Source organism: Pseudomonas sp. (genome assembly GCF_030147005.1).
In the GTDB taxonomy this organism is placed as follows: domain Bacteria; phylum Pseudomonadota; class Gammaproteobacteria; order Pseudomonadales; family Pseudomonadaceae; genus Aquipseudomonas.
This window is the reverse complement of record NZ_JASLAW010000095.1, coordinates 109688-124394: the sequence shown is the minus strand read 5'-3', so window position 1 is coordinate 124394 and position 14707 is coordinate 109688. Positions and strand designations below refer to the sequence as shown.

General features: G+C 61.1%; 13 protein-coding genes. 8 read left to right on the top strand and 5 right to left on the bottom strand.

What is annotated here, in order from left to right; translation table 11 throughout:
- The first annotated feature begins 43 nt into the window (after nucleotides 1–43).
- Entirely contained in the window at nucleotides 44–772 is a 729-nt protein-coding gene (locus tag Q1V60_RS09255) for a TraX family protein (protein WP_300629519.1), read from the top strand.
- Between the two features lie 10 nt (nucleotides 773–782).
- On the opposite strand, the gene Q1V60_RS09250 is transcribed toward Q1V60_RS09255, so the two are convergent.
- Both Q1V60_RS09250 and Q1V60_RS09245 read right to left on the bottom strand, forming a co-directional pair.
- Nucleotides 783–1820: an NAD(P)/FAD-dependent oxidoreductase gene (locus tag Q1V60_RS09250; protein ID WP_300629518.1), complete on the bottom strand. Its 1038-nt coding sequence runs from the start codon at nucleotides 1818–1820 to the stop codon at nucleotides 783–785.
- A 21-nt stretch (nucleotides 1821–1841) separates the two neighbouring features.
- A complete protein-coding gene (locus Q1V60_RS09245) occupies nucleotides 1842–4037 on the bottom strand; it encodes a hypothetical protein (RefSeq protein WP_300629516.1) in 2196 nt (731 codons plus the stop codon).
- 437 nt (nucleotides 4038–4474) lie between these two features.
- Between Q1V60_RS09245 and glyA the strand changes: the two genes are divergently transcribed.
- The 7 genes from glyA to fdhA all read left to right on the top strand — a co-directional run bounded on the left by glyA (nucleotide 4475) and on the right by fdhA (nucleotide 13478).
- Nucleotides 4475–5728 carry a serine hydroxymethyltransferase gene (glyA, locus tag Q1V60_RS09240; protein ID WP_300629515.1) on the top strand — a complete coding sequence of 418 codons (1254 nt, stop codon included), beginning with the start codon at nucleotides 4475–4477 and terminating at the stop codon, nucleotides 5726–5728.
- A 22-nt stretch (nucleotides 5729–5750) separates the two neighbouring features.
- Entirely contained in the window at nucleotides 5751–7001 is a 1251-nt protein-coding gene (locus tag Q1V60_RS09235; protein WP_057723607.1) for a sarcosine oxidase subunit beta, read from the top strand.
- A 15-nt stretch (nucleotides 7002–7016) separates the two neighbouring features.
- Nucleotides 7017–7319 carry a sarcosine oxidase subunit delta gene (locus Q1V60_RS09230; protein ID WP_057723608.1) on the top strand — a complete coding sequence of 101 codons (303 nt, stop codon included), beginning with the start codon at nucleotides 7017–7019 and terminating at the stop codon, nucleotides 7317–7319.
- Complete coding sequence (locus Q1V60_RS09225; protein ID WP_300629510.1) at nucleotides 7316–10333, top strand: sarcosine oxidase subunit alpha; 3018 nt, start codon at nucleotides 7316–7318, stop codon at nucleotides 10331–10333. Before Q1V60_RS09230 ends, Q1V60_RS09225 begins: the two co-directional genes overlap by 4 nt.
- A 121-nt stretch (nucleotides 10334–10454) precedes the next feature.
- On the top strand, nucleotides 10455–11084 hold the full coding sequence (soxG, locus tag Q1V60_RS09220; RefSeq protein WP_300629507.1) for a sarcosine oxidase subunit gamma family protein: 630 nt from the start codon (nucleotides 10455–10457) through the stop codon (nucleotides 11082–11084).
- A gap of 138 nt (nucleotides 11085–11222) precedes the next feature.
- The gene (gene purU / locus Q1V60_RS09215; protein WP_300629504.1) at nucleotides 11223–12080 is read left to right on the top strand and encodes a formyltetrahydrofolate deformylase; all 858 of its coding nucleotides are present in this window, start codon (nucleotides 11223–11225) and stop codon (nucleotides 12078–12080) included.
- 198 nt (nucleotides 12081–12278) lie between these two features.
- Nucleotides 12279–13478 carry a formaldehyde dehydrogenase, glutathione-independent gene (fdhA, locus tag Q1V60_RS09210; protein ID WP_057723611.1) on the top strand — a complete coding sequence of 400 codons (1200 nt, stop codon included), beginning with the start codon at nucleotides 12279–12281 and terminating at the stop codon, nucleotides 13476–13478.
- A gap of 77 nt (nucleotides 13479–13555) precedes the next feature.
- On the opposite strand, the gene Q1V60_RS09205 is transcribed toward fdhA, so the two are convergent.
- The 3 genes from Q1V60_RS09205 to Q1V60_RS09195 form a co-directional block, all read right to left on the bottom strand.
- Nucleotides 13556–13951: a DUF3757 domain-containing protein gene (locus Q1V60_RS09205; RefSeq protein ID WP_300629502.1), complete on the bottom strand. Its 396-nt coding sequence runs from the start codon at nucleotides 13949–13951 to the stop codon at nucleotides 13556–13558.
- A gap of 179 nt (nucleotides 13952–14130) precedes the next feature.
- A complete protein-coding gene (locus Q1V60_RS09200; protein ID WP_300629500.1) occupies nucleotides 14131–14391 on the bottom strand; it encodes a hypothetical protein in 261 nt (86 codons plus the stop codon).
- Nucleotides 14392–14427: 36 nt separating this feature from the next.
- Nucleotides 14428–14583: a hypothetical protein gene (locus Q1V60_RS09195; protein WP_300629497.1), complete on the bottom strand. Its 156-nt coding sequence runs from the start codon at nucleotides 14581–14583 to the stop codon at nucleotides 14428–14430.
- Between the last annotated feature and the right edge of the window lie 124 nt (nucleotides 14584–14707).

The window sequence follows — 14707 nt, the reverse complement described above, 5'->3', positions numbered from 1 at the left end:
GAGGGGGGCGCACGCACTGTAAATGCAAAGTGGTTGGGGAATTATGCACGCTACTGACACCCTGCCTGTCGGACGCGTCCGAGATGGCGCTTTGGACCTGCTCAAGTGGCTGGCGCTGCTGAGCATGGTGCTGGATCACCTGCGCTATGTGGGCTTGAGCCTGGACGGCCTGTACGTACCGGGGCGCCTGGCGTTCCCGTGGTTTTGCCTGGCGATTGCGGCGAACCTGCACCGGGCGCCGAACGCCTCGGTGACCGGCCATTGGCGTTACCTGGGCTGGCTGCTGCTGTTCAGTGTGATCAGCGAAGTGCCGTACCGATGGTTTATCGACGACGCGGATACCTTGAACGTGTTGCCGACACTGGCGCTGGGCTTGCTGATTGCCCGAGGCTGGCAGCGCGGGGCGCTGGTTGATCGAGGGTTGGCGCTGATTGCGCTGACGCTGGCGGCGGTGTTTTCCACGCAACTGATGTTCGGATTCTTTGGTGCAGTGCTGCCGTTGGCGATGCTGCTGGTAGTTCGGCGGCCCTGGTATTTCAGCGTGGTACCGGGGGTGGTGTGCGTGGCCGCCAACCAATGGCAGGTGTTGCTCAACAGCGGTTCAGCGGTGGCGTTGATGGGCTTGGTCACCTGCCTGATTGCGCCATGGGTTGGCCTGATGGTGTTGCGACAGGCGAAGAACGCCACGCCCCCTGCGATGCGCCGCTGGGCATATGCCTTGTATCCGTTACATTTCTTATTGCTGCTGGTGGTTCGCCACGCGCTTGCCTGACGGCCAACACCTACGGGTGCACGTGTTCGTCCAGCCAGCGCGGCGCGAAGGGGTGGGCGGTATAGAGTTCGCGCATTTTCCGCACATCCTGTTCGAACCAGTCCTGTATCCATTGGCGATAGTGCACCGCAATAGCGGCGCCGTTCGCGGGAGCGGCCGCCGCCTCGGCGATGCACTGTGCGGCCATCATTCCAGACATCAGGGCCTTGAGCACGCCATGGGAAGCGCCTGGGTCCACCACGGTGGCGGCGTCTCCGATGATGAAATAGCCGTTGCCGGCCGATGAGTTGCAGGCTCTCCAGGTGACGTCCGCGCCGTGTAGGTTCCCCGCGCAGGCCAATGCTGCAACCGCATGGGGAGCGGCAGAAGCCTTGCACACCTGGTCCTGGGCAAAGTACAGCCGCGTCCAGGTGTACAGCTGCTGGCCGATATGGGCCGTCCAGTACCAACCCGATCTGTCCGCGAAGATGCCCAGGGCACTTTCCTCGACATCCCCCCGTTTATAGCCATAGAGCGCGGTAAGGGCGGGGGAGCAGCGACGCGTTGGCAGGCGCAGTTGGCGTGCCAACCAGCCATGCGCCCCGCTGGCGTCAACCAGGTGCCTGCACAGCAGCTGCTCGGTCTGGGTCTGGATGCCAATGACACGGCCTTTCTCCACCAGCACCTTTTTGGCCTCGCAGGGTTGCAGGGCGTGTACACCCGATGCGATGGCCTGCTCAAGTAAAAGCCCGTCAAGGGTTGCCCTCGGAATTTGAAACCCATGCCAGGCGCCACTGGCATCGTTTCCGAACGGCACGAACTTGCGTTGTTTGTCCCACGTTACCCAACTTCCCGCAGGCCGGATAAACCCTGCGCTCAACACCTGCTCACTGATGCCCAGTTTTTGAAACAGGGGTTCTACGCCTGGATGTAAGGTTTCGCCTGGGCGATGGCGTGGGAAAAGAAGGCGCTCGACAATGGCCACTTTCAGGCCACGCCGAGCGCACGAAATAGCCGCCGAACAGCCAGCCGGCCCGGCGCCGATAACAATGACGTCATAGTTATTCATCAGGTCGGACTTGAATCCTGTTTAAACACGCTGCCAAGGCTGTTCGCCTTGTTGGCGAAAGATAAAGTCTGGCCAGACCAGATACGTGGAAGTGTCTGTAACTTTGATATGAACCTGGTCGAATTGGGGGGATTCAGCCGGCTCATAACGAATGAGTTCAAATCGGTAGCCCGGTCCGGACGGTGGGTTGAATAAGTGTTCATGTGTCGCGACGGTTTCCAGCGCGGCAGGCAGGGCGACCTGGAAGGAATCGATAAACCAATCCTCAAAGGCCTCACCGAGTGACCGTTTGATGCGTCGAAATGCGTCAACTCGGGCTTGGTACTCCTGAGAATCGACTTTGCCGGTCAGTGCCAGCGAGAACTTCCCTGCCAGCGCGTTCTCGGTGTAGTCGGCGTAGACAAACGCCTGATAAGCGTTATGTGTATGGCCGTCAACGGCGTATGTCCGGGGTGGGGGCACGCCGTCCCAGGGCATACTGCCGTTTTTGCCGATCTCCTTGTCCAGCATCGGCTTGATGGTCGGGCCGGCACCGCCGTCCGGCTCAAAGGATTGGGCCGAATCGGGCGCAACGGCCGGCCAGAATGAACTGAGGGCGGCACACAGCTTGGCATCTTCGGGGAAAGGGCTGCCCAGCCTGTAGGCCGCCAGATGTTCTACGTTACCCCAAGGGGTTTCGTAGTCCACCACGCCGACATCCCAGCCCGGTGCGAAATCGCCCGACGCCGCATCCGGAAGGTGAGAGGCGCGTCTGGCATGGGCCACTTTTGGCATCGCCCCGGCAAGGGCAGTGCAGGCGCCCTGCTGGGCGACAATGGCAGTGATGCCGACGTCGGCGTAGGTAAAGTGCTTGGGGAACGATTGGAAATTGGCGGGGTGTCGTGAGTCGCAAAGGCACTGAGGCGGCGTATGAAATGCCGGCATATGCCGATCCTCAGGCAGGCTTTCGAGCCATTCACTCAGGTGGCGCTGATTGCACAGCGGGTAGAAGTCGGGCGCACAGATCAGTGAATAAGCGCTCACCCGCTGCGGCAGGAAAATATCCAGCGCGGCGCATTCGGCGCCAATCCAGCCGTCGGCGGTAAAGTCCAGGTAGTGCTGCGCTGTGAAGCCACCTTCCATCAGGTCGTCGAGCATGCCCGGCCGCTGGTTGAGGTTGACGATGTTTCCGGCGTCATCGACTTGATGCCGAATATGTACATATTCCGGCGCGTTCGATGCCAGTTTCAGGCTGGATTCCAGCAGGCTTGGTTTTTTCGGCACATTGAACGTCAGGGGTGCGCCTTGATAGTGCGCCGCTTCAACCAGGCTGCCGCGCGCGGTAGCTGCCATTAACCCTGGGCCGAATTCGTGTTCGGGTAGCCAGTCACCGAGGCCATCGGTGATGACGAAGGGCGGTTGGCTGATATCCGGCTCTTCCCAGCCCGAACCCTCGCCCAGCTCCAGGTGTATACGGCGAAGTTTCTCGTTTTTGTGCTGTGCCTGAAGTTGCACGTCGAGTGTCAGGCCGGCGATGCACTCGTTGCCGTTGAACAATTTGTGCAGGGGGACCCAGAAATCATGGCCTGCATCTTTCTTGTTAAAACGCATAGGGCCAAAGCTTGCACTGTCGCCCTTACGCTGTACCGCGATATAGGCACTGTACCGGGCCGGCAGAACGCGAATGGCGTGAGCGTGGTCCTCGACGAACGGCAGGAACCCCCTGCTTTTGGCATCGTACAAGGGCGCGGTGGTGCCCACCCGCGAGATACCGGTTCGCGAAAAGCACAAATCGGCCTGCACCTTGTGCACGGTGTCCGGCGCCGGGCGGTATTCCACCGCAAACACCACCACCGCCAGGGCGCCGCCATTGGCGCGCTCTTTGAGCTGCTGAAGGCTCGGAGGCTGGCAGCCGTACACGTAGTTGATGAGGGTTTCCAGCTCTGCCGGGCTGGGGTAAGCCTGGAGCGGGTTGTACTGGGCATCCACAGTGACATTGGCGTGGGCGAAGGCGTGATACAGCAGGCTTTGTGCCGGTTTGCCAGGTTCAATGCCGCGTGTTCCGGCCAGGGCGAAGTCTTCAAACCCGGGGAGCGTTCGGTCCGCATGAATGATGTTGCGCAGTTCGCCTTCAAGGTCAGGCGCAAGAATATCGATGCCATGGTGAAGCAATAAGTTATGCCAGCCGGCTGGGGCTAAACGTGTGCAGATATTTCTTACTTGCTCTATTAACGCCATGCTTAAACTCCTGATGTTTCAAAGTAAGTCTCAAGCGGGGATGCAAAGTATCGAGCGATGGCCTGCCCGACTGGCCATTAAGTGACAGTTTTTCATGGCGTTGCAAAAGGGGTTTTGTAATGGCGTATTTGGATGTGGCTTTTTAATTTTTATTTTGCGTGAGTGTATGTAATTGCTTGTGGGATATATCCCGCTTAGTTCGGCTTGAATGAACATCAGGCTGGGTTTTATCGCTGGTGGGCCTTTCTCATCTTTGCGCGCTCCGCTGTCAGTCCTGCGGCGGCCTGCTCCCGATAAATCGCATCTGCGTCAGGGCATGTCGTAAACGCACCTTTGCGTGGCGTGCGCAGGCATTTGGCCCGCACGCGCCAGCCCTACCATCGCATCAAAGGGCCCTGCACGGGCCTCAAACAATACGAAAGGCTGGGAGAGACGCGATGTTCAGCAAACAAGACCAGATTCAGGGATATGACGATGCACTGCTGGCGGCGATGAATGCCGAAGAGCAGCGCCAGGAAGATCATATCGAGCTGATCGCGTCGGAGAACTACACCAGCAAGCGCGTGATGGAAGCTCAAGGCAGCGGCCTCACCAACAAATACGCCGAAGGCTACCCAGGCAAGCGCTACTACGGTGGCTGCGAGCATGTGGACAAGGTCGAGGCCCTGGCCATCGAGCGCGCCAAGCAGCTGTTCGGCGCCGATTACGCCAACGTGCAACCGCACTCCGGTTCGTCCGCCAACAGCGCGGTGTACCTGGCGCTTATCAATGCCGGCGACACCATTCTGGGCATGAGCCTGGCCCACGGCGGCCACCTCACCCACGGCGCCAAAGTGTCGTCCTCGGGCAAGCTGTACAACGCGGTGCAATACGGCATCAACACCGACACCGGTTTGATCGACTACGACGAAGTCGAGCGCCTGGCCGTGGAGCACCAGCCGAAGATGGTCGTGGCCGGTTTCTCCGCCTACTCCAAGACTTTGGATTTCCCACGCTTTCGTGCCATCGCCGACAAGGTTGGCGCGCTGCTGTTCGTCGACATGGCCCACGTCGCCGGCCTGGTCGCCGCCGGCCTGTACCCCAACCCGCTGCCCTACGCGGATGTGGTCACCACCACCACCCACAAGACCCTGCGTGGTCCGCGTGGCGGTTTGATCCTGGCCAAGGCCAACGAAGCCATCGAGAAGAAACTCAACGCCGCCGTGTTCCCCGGCGCCCAGGGCGGCCCGCTGATGCATGTGATCGCCGGCAAGGCCGTGTGCTTCAAGGAAGCGCTGGAGCCCGGCTTCAAGGTGTACCAGCAACAGGTGATCGACAACGCCCAGGCCATGGCCGACGTGTTCATCAAGCGCGGTTACGATGTGGTTTCCGGTGGCACCGACAACCACCTGTTCCTGGTCAGCCTGATCCGTCAGGGCCTGACCGGCAAAGAGGCGGACGCCGCCCTCGGCCGCGCCCACATCACCGTCAACAAGAACGCCGTGCCGAATGACCCGCAGTCGCCCTTCGTTACCTCGGGCCTGCGCATCGGCACCCCGGCGGTGACCACGCGTGGTTTCAAAGTGCCGCAATGCATTGAGCTGGCCGGCTGGATCTGCGACATCCTCGACAACCTCGGCGACGCCGACGTCGAGGCCAACGTGGCCAAGCATGTGTCTGCCCTGTGCGCTGATTTCCCGGTTTATCGCTGAGCGCGGTTTTGGAGTAATGACTATGCAACGCTACTCAGGCTTCGGCCTCTTCAAGCACTCCCTCAGCCATCATGAAAACTGGCAGAAGATGTGGCGCACGCCGACCCCCAAAAAGGTCTACGACGTGGTCATCGTCGGCGGCGGCGGGCATGGTCTGGCAACCGCTTACTACCTGGCCAAAGAGCACGGCATCACCAACGTGGCCGTGGTCGAGAAAGGCTGGCTGGGCGGCGGTAACACGGCGCGCAACACCACCATCGTGCGTTCCAACTACCTGTGGGACGAGTCGGCGCACCTGTATGAACACGCGATGAAACTCTGGGAAGGGTTGTCCCAGGACCTGAACTACAACGTGATGTTCTCCCAGCGTGGCGTGTACAACCTGTGCCACACCCTGCAGGACATCCGTGATTCCGAGCGCCGCGTGAGTGCCAACCGCCTCAACGGCGTGGACGGCGAACTGCTCGATGCCAAGCAGGTTGCCGACGAGATCCCGTACCTCGACTGCTCCAAAAACACGCGCTACCCGGTGCTCGGCGCCACCGTGCAACGCCGCGGCGGCGTGGCCCGTCACGATGCCGTGGCCTGGGGCTTTGCCCGCGCCGCCGATGCCTTGGGCGTGGACTTGATCCAGCAGACCGAAGTGATCGGTTTCCGTAAGGAAAACGGCGTGTGCATCGGTGTGGAAACCAACAAGGGCTTTATCGGCGCCAAGCGCGTCGGCGTGGTGACCGCCGGTAACTCCGGGCACATGGCTTCGCTGGCCGGTTTCCGCCTGCCGATCGAATCCCACCCGCTGCAAGCGTTGGTGTCTGAGCCGATCAAGCCGATTATCGACAGCGTGATCATGTCCAATGCCGTGCACGGCTACATCAGCCAGTCCGACAAGGGCGACCTGGTGATCGGCGCCGGTATCGACGGCTACAACGGCTACGGCCAGCGTGGTTCGTACCCGGTGATCGAACACACCATCCAGGCCATCGTCGAGATGTTCCCGGTGTTGTCCCGCGTGCGCATGAACCGTCAGTGGGGCGGCATCGTCGACACCACGCCGGACGCCTGCCCGATCATCTCCAAGACGCCGGTGCCGAACATGTTCTTCAACTGCGGTTGGGGCACCGGTGGCTTCAAGGCCACTCCCGGCTCGGGCAACGTGTTTGCCGCGAGCCTGGCCAAGGGTGAAATGCACCCGCTGGCCGCGCCTTTTTCCATCGACCGTTTCCACAACGGTGCGCTGATCGACGAACACGGCGCTGCGGCCGTCGCCCACTAACAGGAGAAATTCCCTATGTTGCATATCTTCTGTCCTCACTGTGGCGAACTGCGCTCCGAAGAGGAATTCCACGCGTCCGGCCAAGCGCACATCCCGCGCCCGCTGGACCCGAACGCCTGCACCGATGCGCAGTGGGGCGACTACATGTTCTTTCGCGACAACCCCCGTGGCCTGCATCACGAACTGTGGATTCACGCCGCCGGTTGCCGTCAGTACTTCAACGCCACCCGCGACACCGTCACCTACGAAATTCTTGAAACCTACAAGATTGGCGAAAAACCCCAGTTCACCGCCAAGGCTTCTGGAGAGAAGGTATGAGCCAGATCAATCGCCTGTCCAACGGTGGCCGGATCGACCGTAACAAAGTCTTGACTTTCAGCTTTAACGGCCAGACCTACAAAGGCTTTGAAGGCGACACCCTGGCCGCCGCCCTGCTGGCCAACGGCGTCGACATCATCGGCCGCAGCTTCAAGTACTCGCGCCCTCGCGGCATCTTTGCCGCCGGTGCCGAAGAACCCAACGCGGTGCTGCAGATCGGCGCCACCGAAGCCACGCAGATCCCCAACGTGCGCGCCACGCAACAGGCGCTGTACCAGGGTTTGGTCGCCACCAGCACCAACGGCTGGCCGAGCGTCAACAACGACATGATGGGGATTCTCGGCAAGGTCGGCGGCAAGCTGATGCCGCCCGGTTTCTACTACAAAACCTTCATGTACCCGCAGTCATTCTGGATGACTTACGAGAAGTACATCCGCAAGGCCGCAGGTTTGGGCCGCTCGCCGACCGAGAACGACCCGGACACCTACGACAACTTCAACCGTCACTGCGACGTGCTCGTTGTCGGCGCAGGCCCTGCCGGCCTGGCCGCTGCACTGGCGGCCGCGCGCAGCGGTGCGCGAGTGATCATCGCCGATGAGCAGGAAGAGTTCGGCGGCTCCTTGCTGGACTCGCGCGAAAGCCTCGACGGCAAGCCGGCCACCGAATGGGTCGCCAGCGTGATCGCTGAGCTCAAAGCGCTGCCGGACGTGGTGCTGCTGCCCCGCGCCACCGTCAACGGTTACCACGACCATAACTTCCTGACCATTCACGAGCGCCTCACCGACCACCTCGGCGACCGTGCGCCGGTTGGCGTGGTGCGTCAGCGCATCCACCGTGTGCGCGCCAAGCGTGTGGTGCTGGCCACCGGCGCGTGCGAGCGCCCGCTGGTGTACGGCAACAACGACGTGCCGGGCAACATGCTGGCGGGTGCGGTCTCCACCTATGTGCGCCGCTACGGCGTGGCACCGGGTAAAAAACTGCTGCTGTCGACCAACAACGACCACGCCTACCGTGTGGCCCTGGACTGGTTCGATGCAGGCCTTTCAGTGGTCGCCGTGGCCGATGCCCGTCACAACCCACGTGGCGCGCTGGTGGAAGAAGCCCGCGCCAAAGGCATTCGGATCCTCACCGGCAGCGCCGTGATCGAGGCCCGTGGCAGCAAGCATGTGACCGCCGCCCGCGTTGCCGCGATTGATGTCAAAGCGCATAAAGTGGTCAGCCCCGGCGAGTGGCTCGACTGCGACCTGGTGGCCAGCTCCGGCGGCTACAGCCCGGTGGTCCACCTGGCCTCGCACCTGGGCGGCAAGCCGACCTGGCGTGAAGACATCCTCGGTTTTGTACCGGGCGAAGCGCCGCAGAAACGCGTGTGTGTCGGCGGTATCAATGGCGTCTACGGCCTTGGCGACTCCCTCGCCGATGGGTTTGAAGGCGGCGTGCGTGCGGCCAGCGAAGCGGGTTTCGCCCCGGTTGAAGGCGTGTTGCCCAAAGCCTTGAGCCGTCTGGAAGAACCCACCCTGGCGTTGTTCCAGGTGCCTCACGAAAAAGCCACCGCGCGGGCGCCGAAGCAATTTGTCGACCTGCAAAACGACGTGACCGCCGCCGCCATCGAACTGGCCACCCGCGAAGGTTTCGAGTCGGTGGAGCACGTCAAACGCTACACCGCGCTGGGCTTCGGCACTGACCAGGGCAAGCTGGGTAACGTCAACGGCCTGGCCATTGCCGCCCGTTCGCTGAACGTGACCATCCCGCAGATGGGCACCACCATGTTCCGCCCCAACTACACGCCGGTCACCTTCGGCGCGATTGCCGGACGTCACTGTGGGCACATCTTCGAACCGGTTCGCTACACCGCGCTGCAAGCCTGGCACGTCAAGAACGGCGCCGAGTTTGAAGACGTCGGCCAGTGGAAGCGCCCATGGTATTTCCCGCGCAACGGTGAAGACCTGCACGCCGCAGTAAAACGCGAATGCCTGGCCGTGCGCGACAGTGTCGGTCTGCTGGATGCGTCCACCCTCGGCAAGATCGACATCCAGGGCCCGGATGCGCGTGAGTTCCTCAACCGTATCTACAGCAACGCCTGGACCAAGCTTGACGTGGGCAAGGCGCGCTACGGCCTGATGTGCAAGGAAGACGGCATGGTCTTCGACGACGGCGTCACTGCCTGTCTGGCCGACAACCACTTCCTGATGACCACCACCACCGGCGGCGCGGCGCGTGTTCTGCAATGGCTGGAAATTTACCAGCAGACCGAATGGCCGGACCTCAAGGTGTACTTCACCTCGGTCACCGACCATTGGGCGACCATGACCCTGTCCGGCCCCAACAGCCGCAAGCTGCTCAGTGAAGTCACCGACATCGACCTGGACAAGGACGGTTTCCCGTTCATGACCTGGAAGGAAGGCCTGGTCGGCGGCGTACCGGCGCGGGTGTTCCGTATCTCGTTTACCGGCGAGCTGTCGTACGAAGTCAACGTGCAGGCCGACTACGCCATGGGCGTGCTGGAAAAAATCGTCGAGGCCGGCAAGCAGTACAACCTGACCCCGTACGGCACCGAAACCATGCACGTGCTGCGCGCCGAGAAGGGCTTCATCATCGTCGGCCAGGACACCGACGGTTCGATGACCCCGGACGACCTGAACATGGGCTGGTGCGTGGGCCGTACCAAACCGTTCTCGTGGATCGGCTGGCGCGGGATGAACCGTGAAGACTGCGTGCGTGAAGAGCGCAAGCAACTGGTGGGGCTCAAACCGATTGATCCGAACGTGTGGCTGCCGGAAGGCGCGCAGTTGGTGTTCGATCCTAAGCAGACGATTCCGATGAAGATGGTCGGCCATGTCACCTCAAGCTATGCGCACAACTCCCTGGGTTATTCGTTTGCCATGGGCGTGGTGAAGGGCGGCTTGAAGCGCATCGGCGAGCGGGTGTTTTCACCGCAGGCGGATGGCAGCGTGATCGAGGCTGAGATTGTGTCTTCGGTGTTCTTTGATCCGAAAGGTGAGCGGCAGAACATCTGATAGACCGAGTCGCGGCCTTCGCGAGCAAGCCCGCTCCCACAGGGGAACGCATTCCAAATGGGGGCGGGCTTGCTCGCGAAGACGCCAGTAGCCGCACAACAGAATCCAAGACAGGTGCTTTATGACAGCAGCCAATGTTTACCAACAACGCCCCACCACCGGCGCCAAGGCCGAGTCGTCGCTGCACCATGCCGACCTCGCCAGCCTGGTCGGCAAGGGCCGCAAGAACGCCGGCGTGACCGTGCGCGAAAAGAAACTCCTGGGCCACCTGACCATTCGTGGCGACGGCCATGACGCGGCCTTCGCCGCCGGCGTTCACAAGGCCACCGGTATCGAATTGCCCGGCGCCCTGAGCGTGGTCAGCCAAGGTGAAACCAGCCTGCAGTGGCTCGGCCCGGACGAATGGCTGTTGATCGTGCCAAGCGGCGAAGAATTCGCCGCCGAACAGAACCTGCGCGCTGCATTGGGCGAGCTGCATATCCAGATCGTCAACGTTAGCGGCGGCCAGCAGATCCTTGAGCTCAGCGGACCGAACGTGCGCGATGTGCTGATGAAATCCACCAGCTACGACGTGCACCCCGACAACTTCCCGGTGGGCAAGGCGGTGGGGACGGTGTTCGCCAAGTCGCAACTGGTGATCCGCCATACCGCGGAAGACACCTGGGAACTGCTGATTCGTCGCAGCTTCTCGGATTACTGGTGGTTGTGGTTGCAGGACGCCTCGGCCGAGTTCGGCCTGAGCGTTCAATGACTTCTGTAGGAGCGAGCTTGCTCGCGAAAGTCGTCAACGAAAACGCGCGCCTCCTGAAGCAGCGCGGCTTCCTTGAGTTTTTCGCGAGCAAGCTCGCTCCTACAGTCACCAGCGTTACTGTATGAGGAGTCAGCCGTAATGAGCCGCGCACCCGATACATGGATTTTGACCGCCGACTGCCCCAGCGTGCTCGGCACGGTGGACGCGGTCACCCGCTACCTGTTCGAACAAAGCTGTTACGTCACCGAGCACCACTCGTTCGACGACCGCCTCTCGGGCCGGTTCTTCATTCGCGTGGAATTCCGCCAGCCGGACGGTTTTGACGAACAAGCCTTTCGCGACGGCCTGGCCACGCGCGGCGAAGCCTTTGGCATGATCTTCGAGCTGACGGCGCCGAACTACCGGCCCAAAGTGGTGATCATGGTTTCCAAGGCCGATCACTGCCTCAATGACCTGCTGTATCGCCAGCGCATCGGCCAGTTGTCGATGGACGTGGTCGCGGTGGTGTCCAACCACCCCGATTTGAAGCCCCTGGCCGACTGGCACCAGATTCCCTACTACCATTTTCCGCTGGACCCCAACGACAAACCGTCCCAGGAGCGCCAGGTGTGGCAAGTGGTGGAAGACACCGGCGCCGAGTTGGTGATTCTTGCGCGCTACATGCAAGTGCTGTCGCCGGAGCTGTGCCGCAAGCTGGACGGCAAGGCGATCAACATCCACCACTCGCTGCTGCCGGGGTTCAAGGGCGCCAAGCCCTATCACCAGGCCTACAACAAGGGCGTGAAGCTGGTCGGCGCCACGGCGCATTACATCAACAACGATCTGGATGAAGGCCCGATCATCGCCCAAGGCGTGGAGGTGGTGGATCACAGTCACTATCCCGAGGACCTGATCGCCAAGGGGCGGGATATCGAAGGCCTGACCCTGGCGCGGGCGGTGGGTTATCACATTGAGCGGCGGGTGTTCTTGAATGCCAATCGCACGGTGGTGCTCTGAGCGGCGCTTTCGCGAGCAAGCCCGCTCCTACATTCGAGCGCATTTCAAGGTTGGAACCCGATCAACTGTGGCGGCGGGCCAGCTTGCGAAGAGGCCCTTGGCAACGACGCAAAAACAGCATCTGTAATCCGAGCATCTAACGCGCTGCCCACCCAAACGGGCAACGCAGTTCCATAAAAACAACATCGAGGTGAAAGCATGTCTGGTAATCGTGGTGTCGTGTATCTCGGCAACGGCAAGGTCGAAGTACAGAAAATCGACTATCCCAAAATGCAGGACCCCCGTGGCAGGAAGATCGAGCATGGCGTCATCCTGCGCGTGGTCTCCACCAACATCTGCGGCTCCGACCAACACATGGTGCGCGGCCGCACCACCGCCCAGACCGGCCTGGTCCTGGGGCATGAAATCACCGGCGAAGTGATCGAGAAGGGCAGCGACGTCGAGAACCTGAAGATCGGCGACCTGGTGTCCGTTCCCTTCAACGTGGCCTGCGGCCGTTGCCGCTCCTGCAAGGAAATGCACACCGGCGTGTGCTTGAGTGTTAACCCGGCGCGCCCGGGTGGTGCTTACGGCTATGTCGACATGGGCGACTGGACCGGCGGCCAGGCTGAATACGCGCTGGTGCCTTACGCCGACTTCAACCTGCTCAAACTGCCGGACCGCGACAAGGCGATGGAGAAAATCCGCGACCTGACGTGCCTCTCCGACATTCTGCCCACCGGCTACCACGGCGCCGTCACCGCCGGTGTTGGCCCAGGCAGCACGGTGTACATCGCCGGTGCCGGCCCGGTCGGCCTTGCCGCTGCCGCTTCAGCACGCCTGTTGGGCGCTGCGGTAGTGATCATCGGCGACGTCAACCCGATCCGCCTGGCTCACGCCAAGGCCCAGGGTTTTGAGATCGCCGACCTGTCCACCGACACGCCGTTGCACGAACAAATCGCCGCGCTGCTCGGCGAACCGGAAGTGGACTGCGCCGTTGATGCCGTCGGCTTTGAAGCACGCGGCCACGGCCACGACGGCGTCAAGGCCGAAGCGCCGGCCACCGTGCTCAACTCGCTGATGGGCGTAGTGCGCGTGGCAGGCAAGATCGGTATCCCTGGCCTGTACGTTACCGAAGACCCAGGCGCTGTCGACGCCGCCGCCAAAATGGGCAGCCTGAGCATTCGCTTTGGTTTGGGCTGGGCCAAGTCCCACAGCTTCCACACCGGGCAAACGCCAGTGATGAAGTACAACCGCCAACTGATGCAGGCGATCATGTGGGACCGTATCAACATTGCCGAGATCGTTGGCGTGCAGGTGATCAGCCTGGACGACGCGCCACGTGGCTACGGCGAGTTCGATGCAGGTGTGCCGAAGAAGTTTGTGATTGATCCGCACAAGATGTTCAGTGCGGCGTAAGGCGCAACGTAAAAAGGGCGACCGTAGGGTCGCCCTTTTTTGTATCTGGGCCAATACGCTGCCCGCTTATGTGTTCGTCAGTTGAAAGTGAACGAACATTTTGAAATATCGTGGTCCGCGCAGAACGTCCCCTTCCATACCGTGCCTGGCGCTGCCGCCCAGTTATTGACGGGTTTGAGCGTAACTCTCACCCCTGCATCGCCTGGCCCTTCATAACTGCAAATGACCGCTTGGGTTGCGCTTTTGTAGTTGGCATCCGTAAATTTTGACTCGTCCAGGTAGTGGGACTGTGCTTGTGGATTTTCACCTGTCCAGGTGAGCCCGTTTGGCCCCGGTGCCGAATAGGAATAGCCTCCGCCCGACATTTCAGTTTGCTTGATGGTTGAAATCGGAGCGCACGTTGCGGTGTCCGCGTAGGCATTTCCCATCAGGGCAAACATCGCTAATGCTCCAGCAGCCAGTGCGATTTTCATGATTCCAGTCCTTTTGATAACCGTTAAGTGGAATCTGGATGTTCGTCCTGGCGGCGAGTGGGGCTACTGTCAGGACTGACAGTTCTTTAGAAATAGTCTTCATAAAAAAGACAGCGGCTATTTCGACGAACGCGGCCGTGGGAAAGGGCGACAGGGAGACGCCCTTTTTAAATCAGGGATTACGGTTGCAACCGTCGGCTGATCACATCCAGCAAATCACAGCCGTCGCGCAAAGGAATGGCGCAGAGCAGGGCGAAGTTCTGGAGGACGAGGTTGTCGGTGTGCAGGCCTTCGCGAAAGGCCAGGTTTTCCATGACTTGAGTCACCGCGCGGATGCGGTAGACGGCGGCGTCGTGGAGGACGTCCAGCGGGGTTTGGGTGTCGATGAGCAGGGAAGGGGTGGTGCTGTCGTGACCGGTGAGCGGTATGTATCGGTTCATGTTTGTGACCTTTATTTCAGAAAATGGGGCTACCACTCATTCGTCGCCAAACGAATGGGTGGCAGCTGTACGCAGGTTGGCGAACCGGTGAAATAAAGCAAAGCCGGCAGACCCGAGGGTCTCCCGCGCACAGCCGCCATAGAGCAGCTTTACGCGTGCAAAAAAACCTGCAAGGGGCAGGTGATTTTGCATGCATTATTTCGATCAGGTCGCCAAACCCGTGTCGCCATGTGGACGACCGCCGAACTATAAGCGTCATCCCTCGCCATGAGCAAGTCACCCAGGCACTGAAGATCAAATGTGGGAGCGGGCCTGC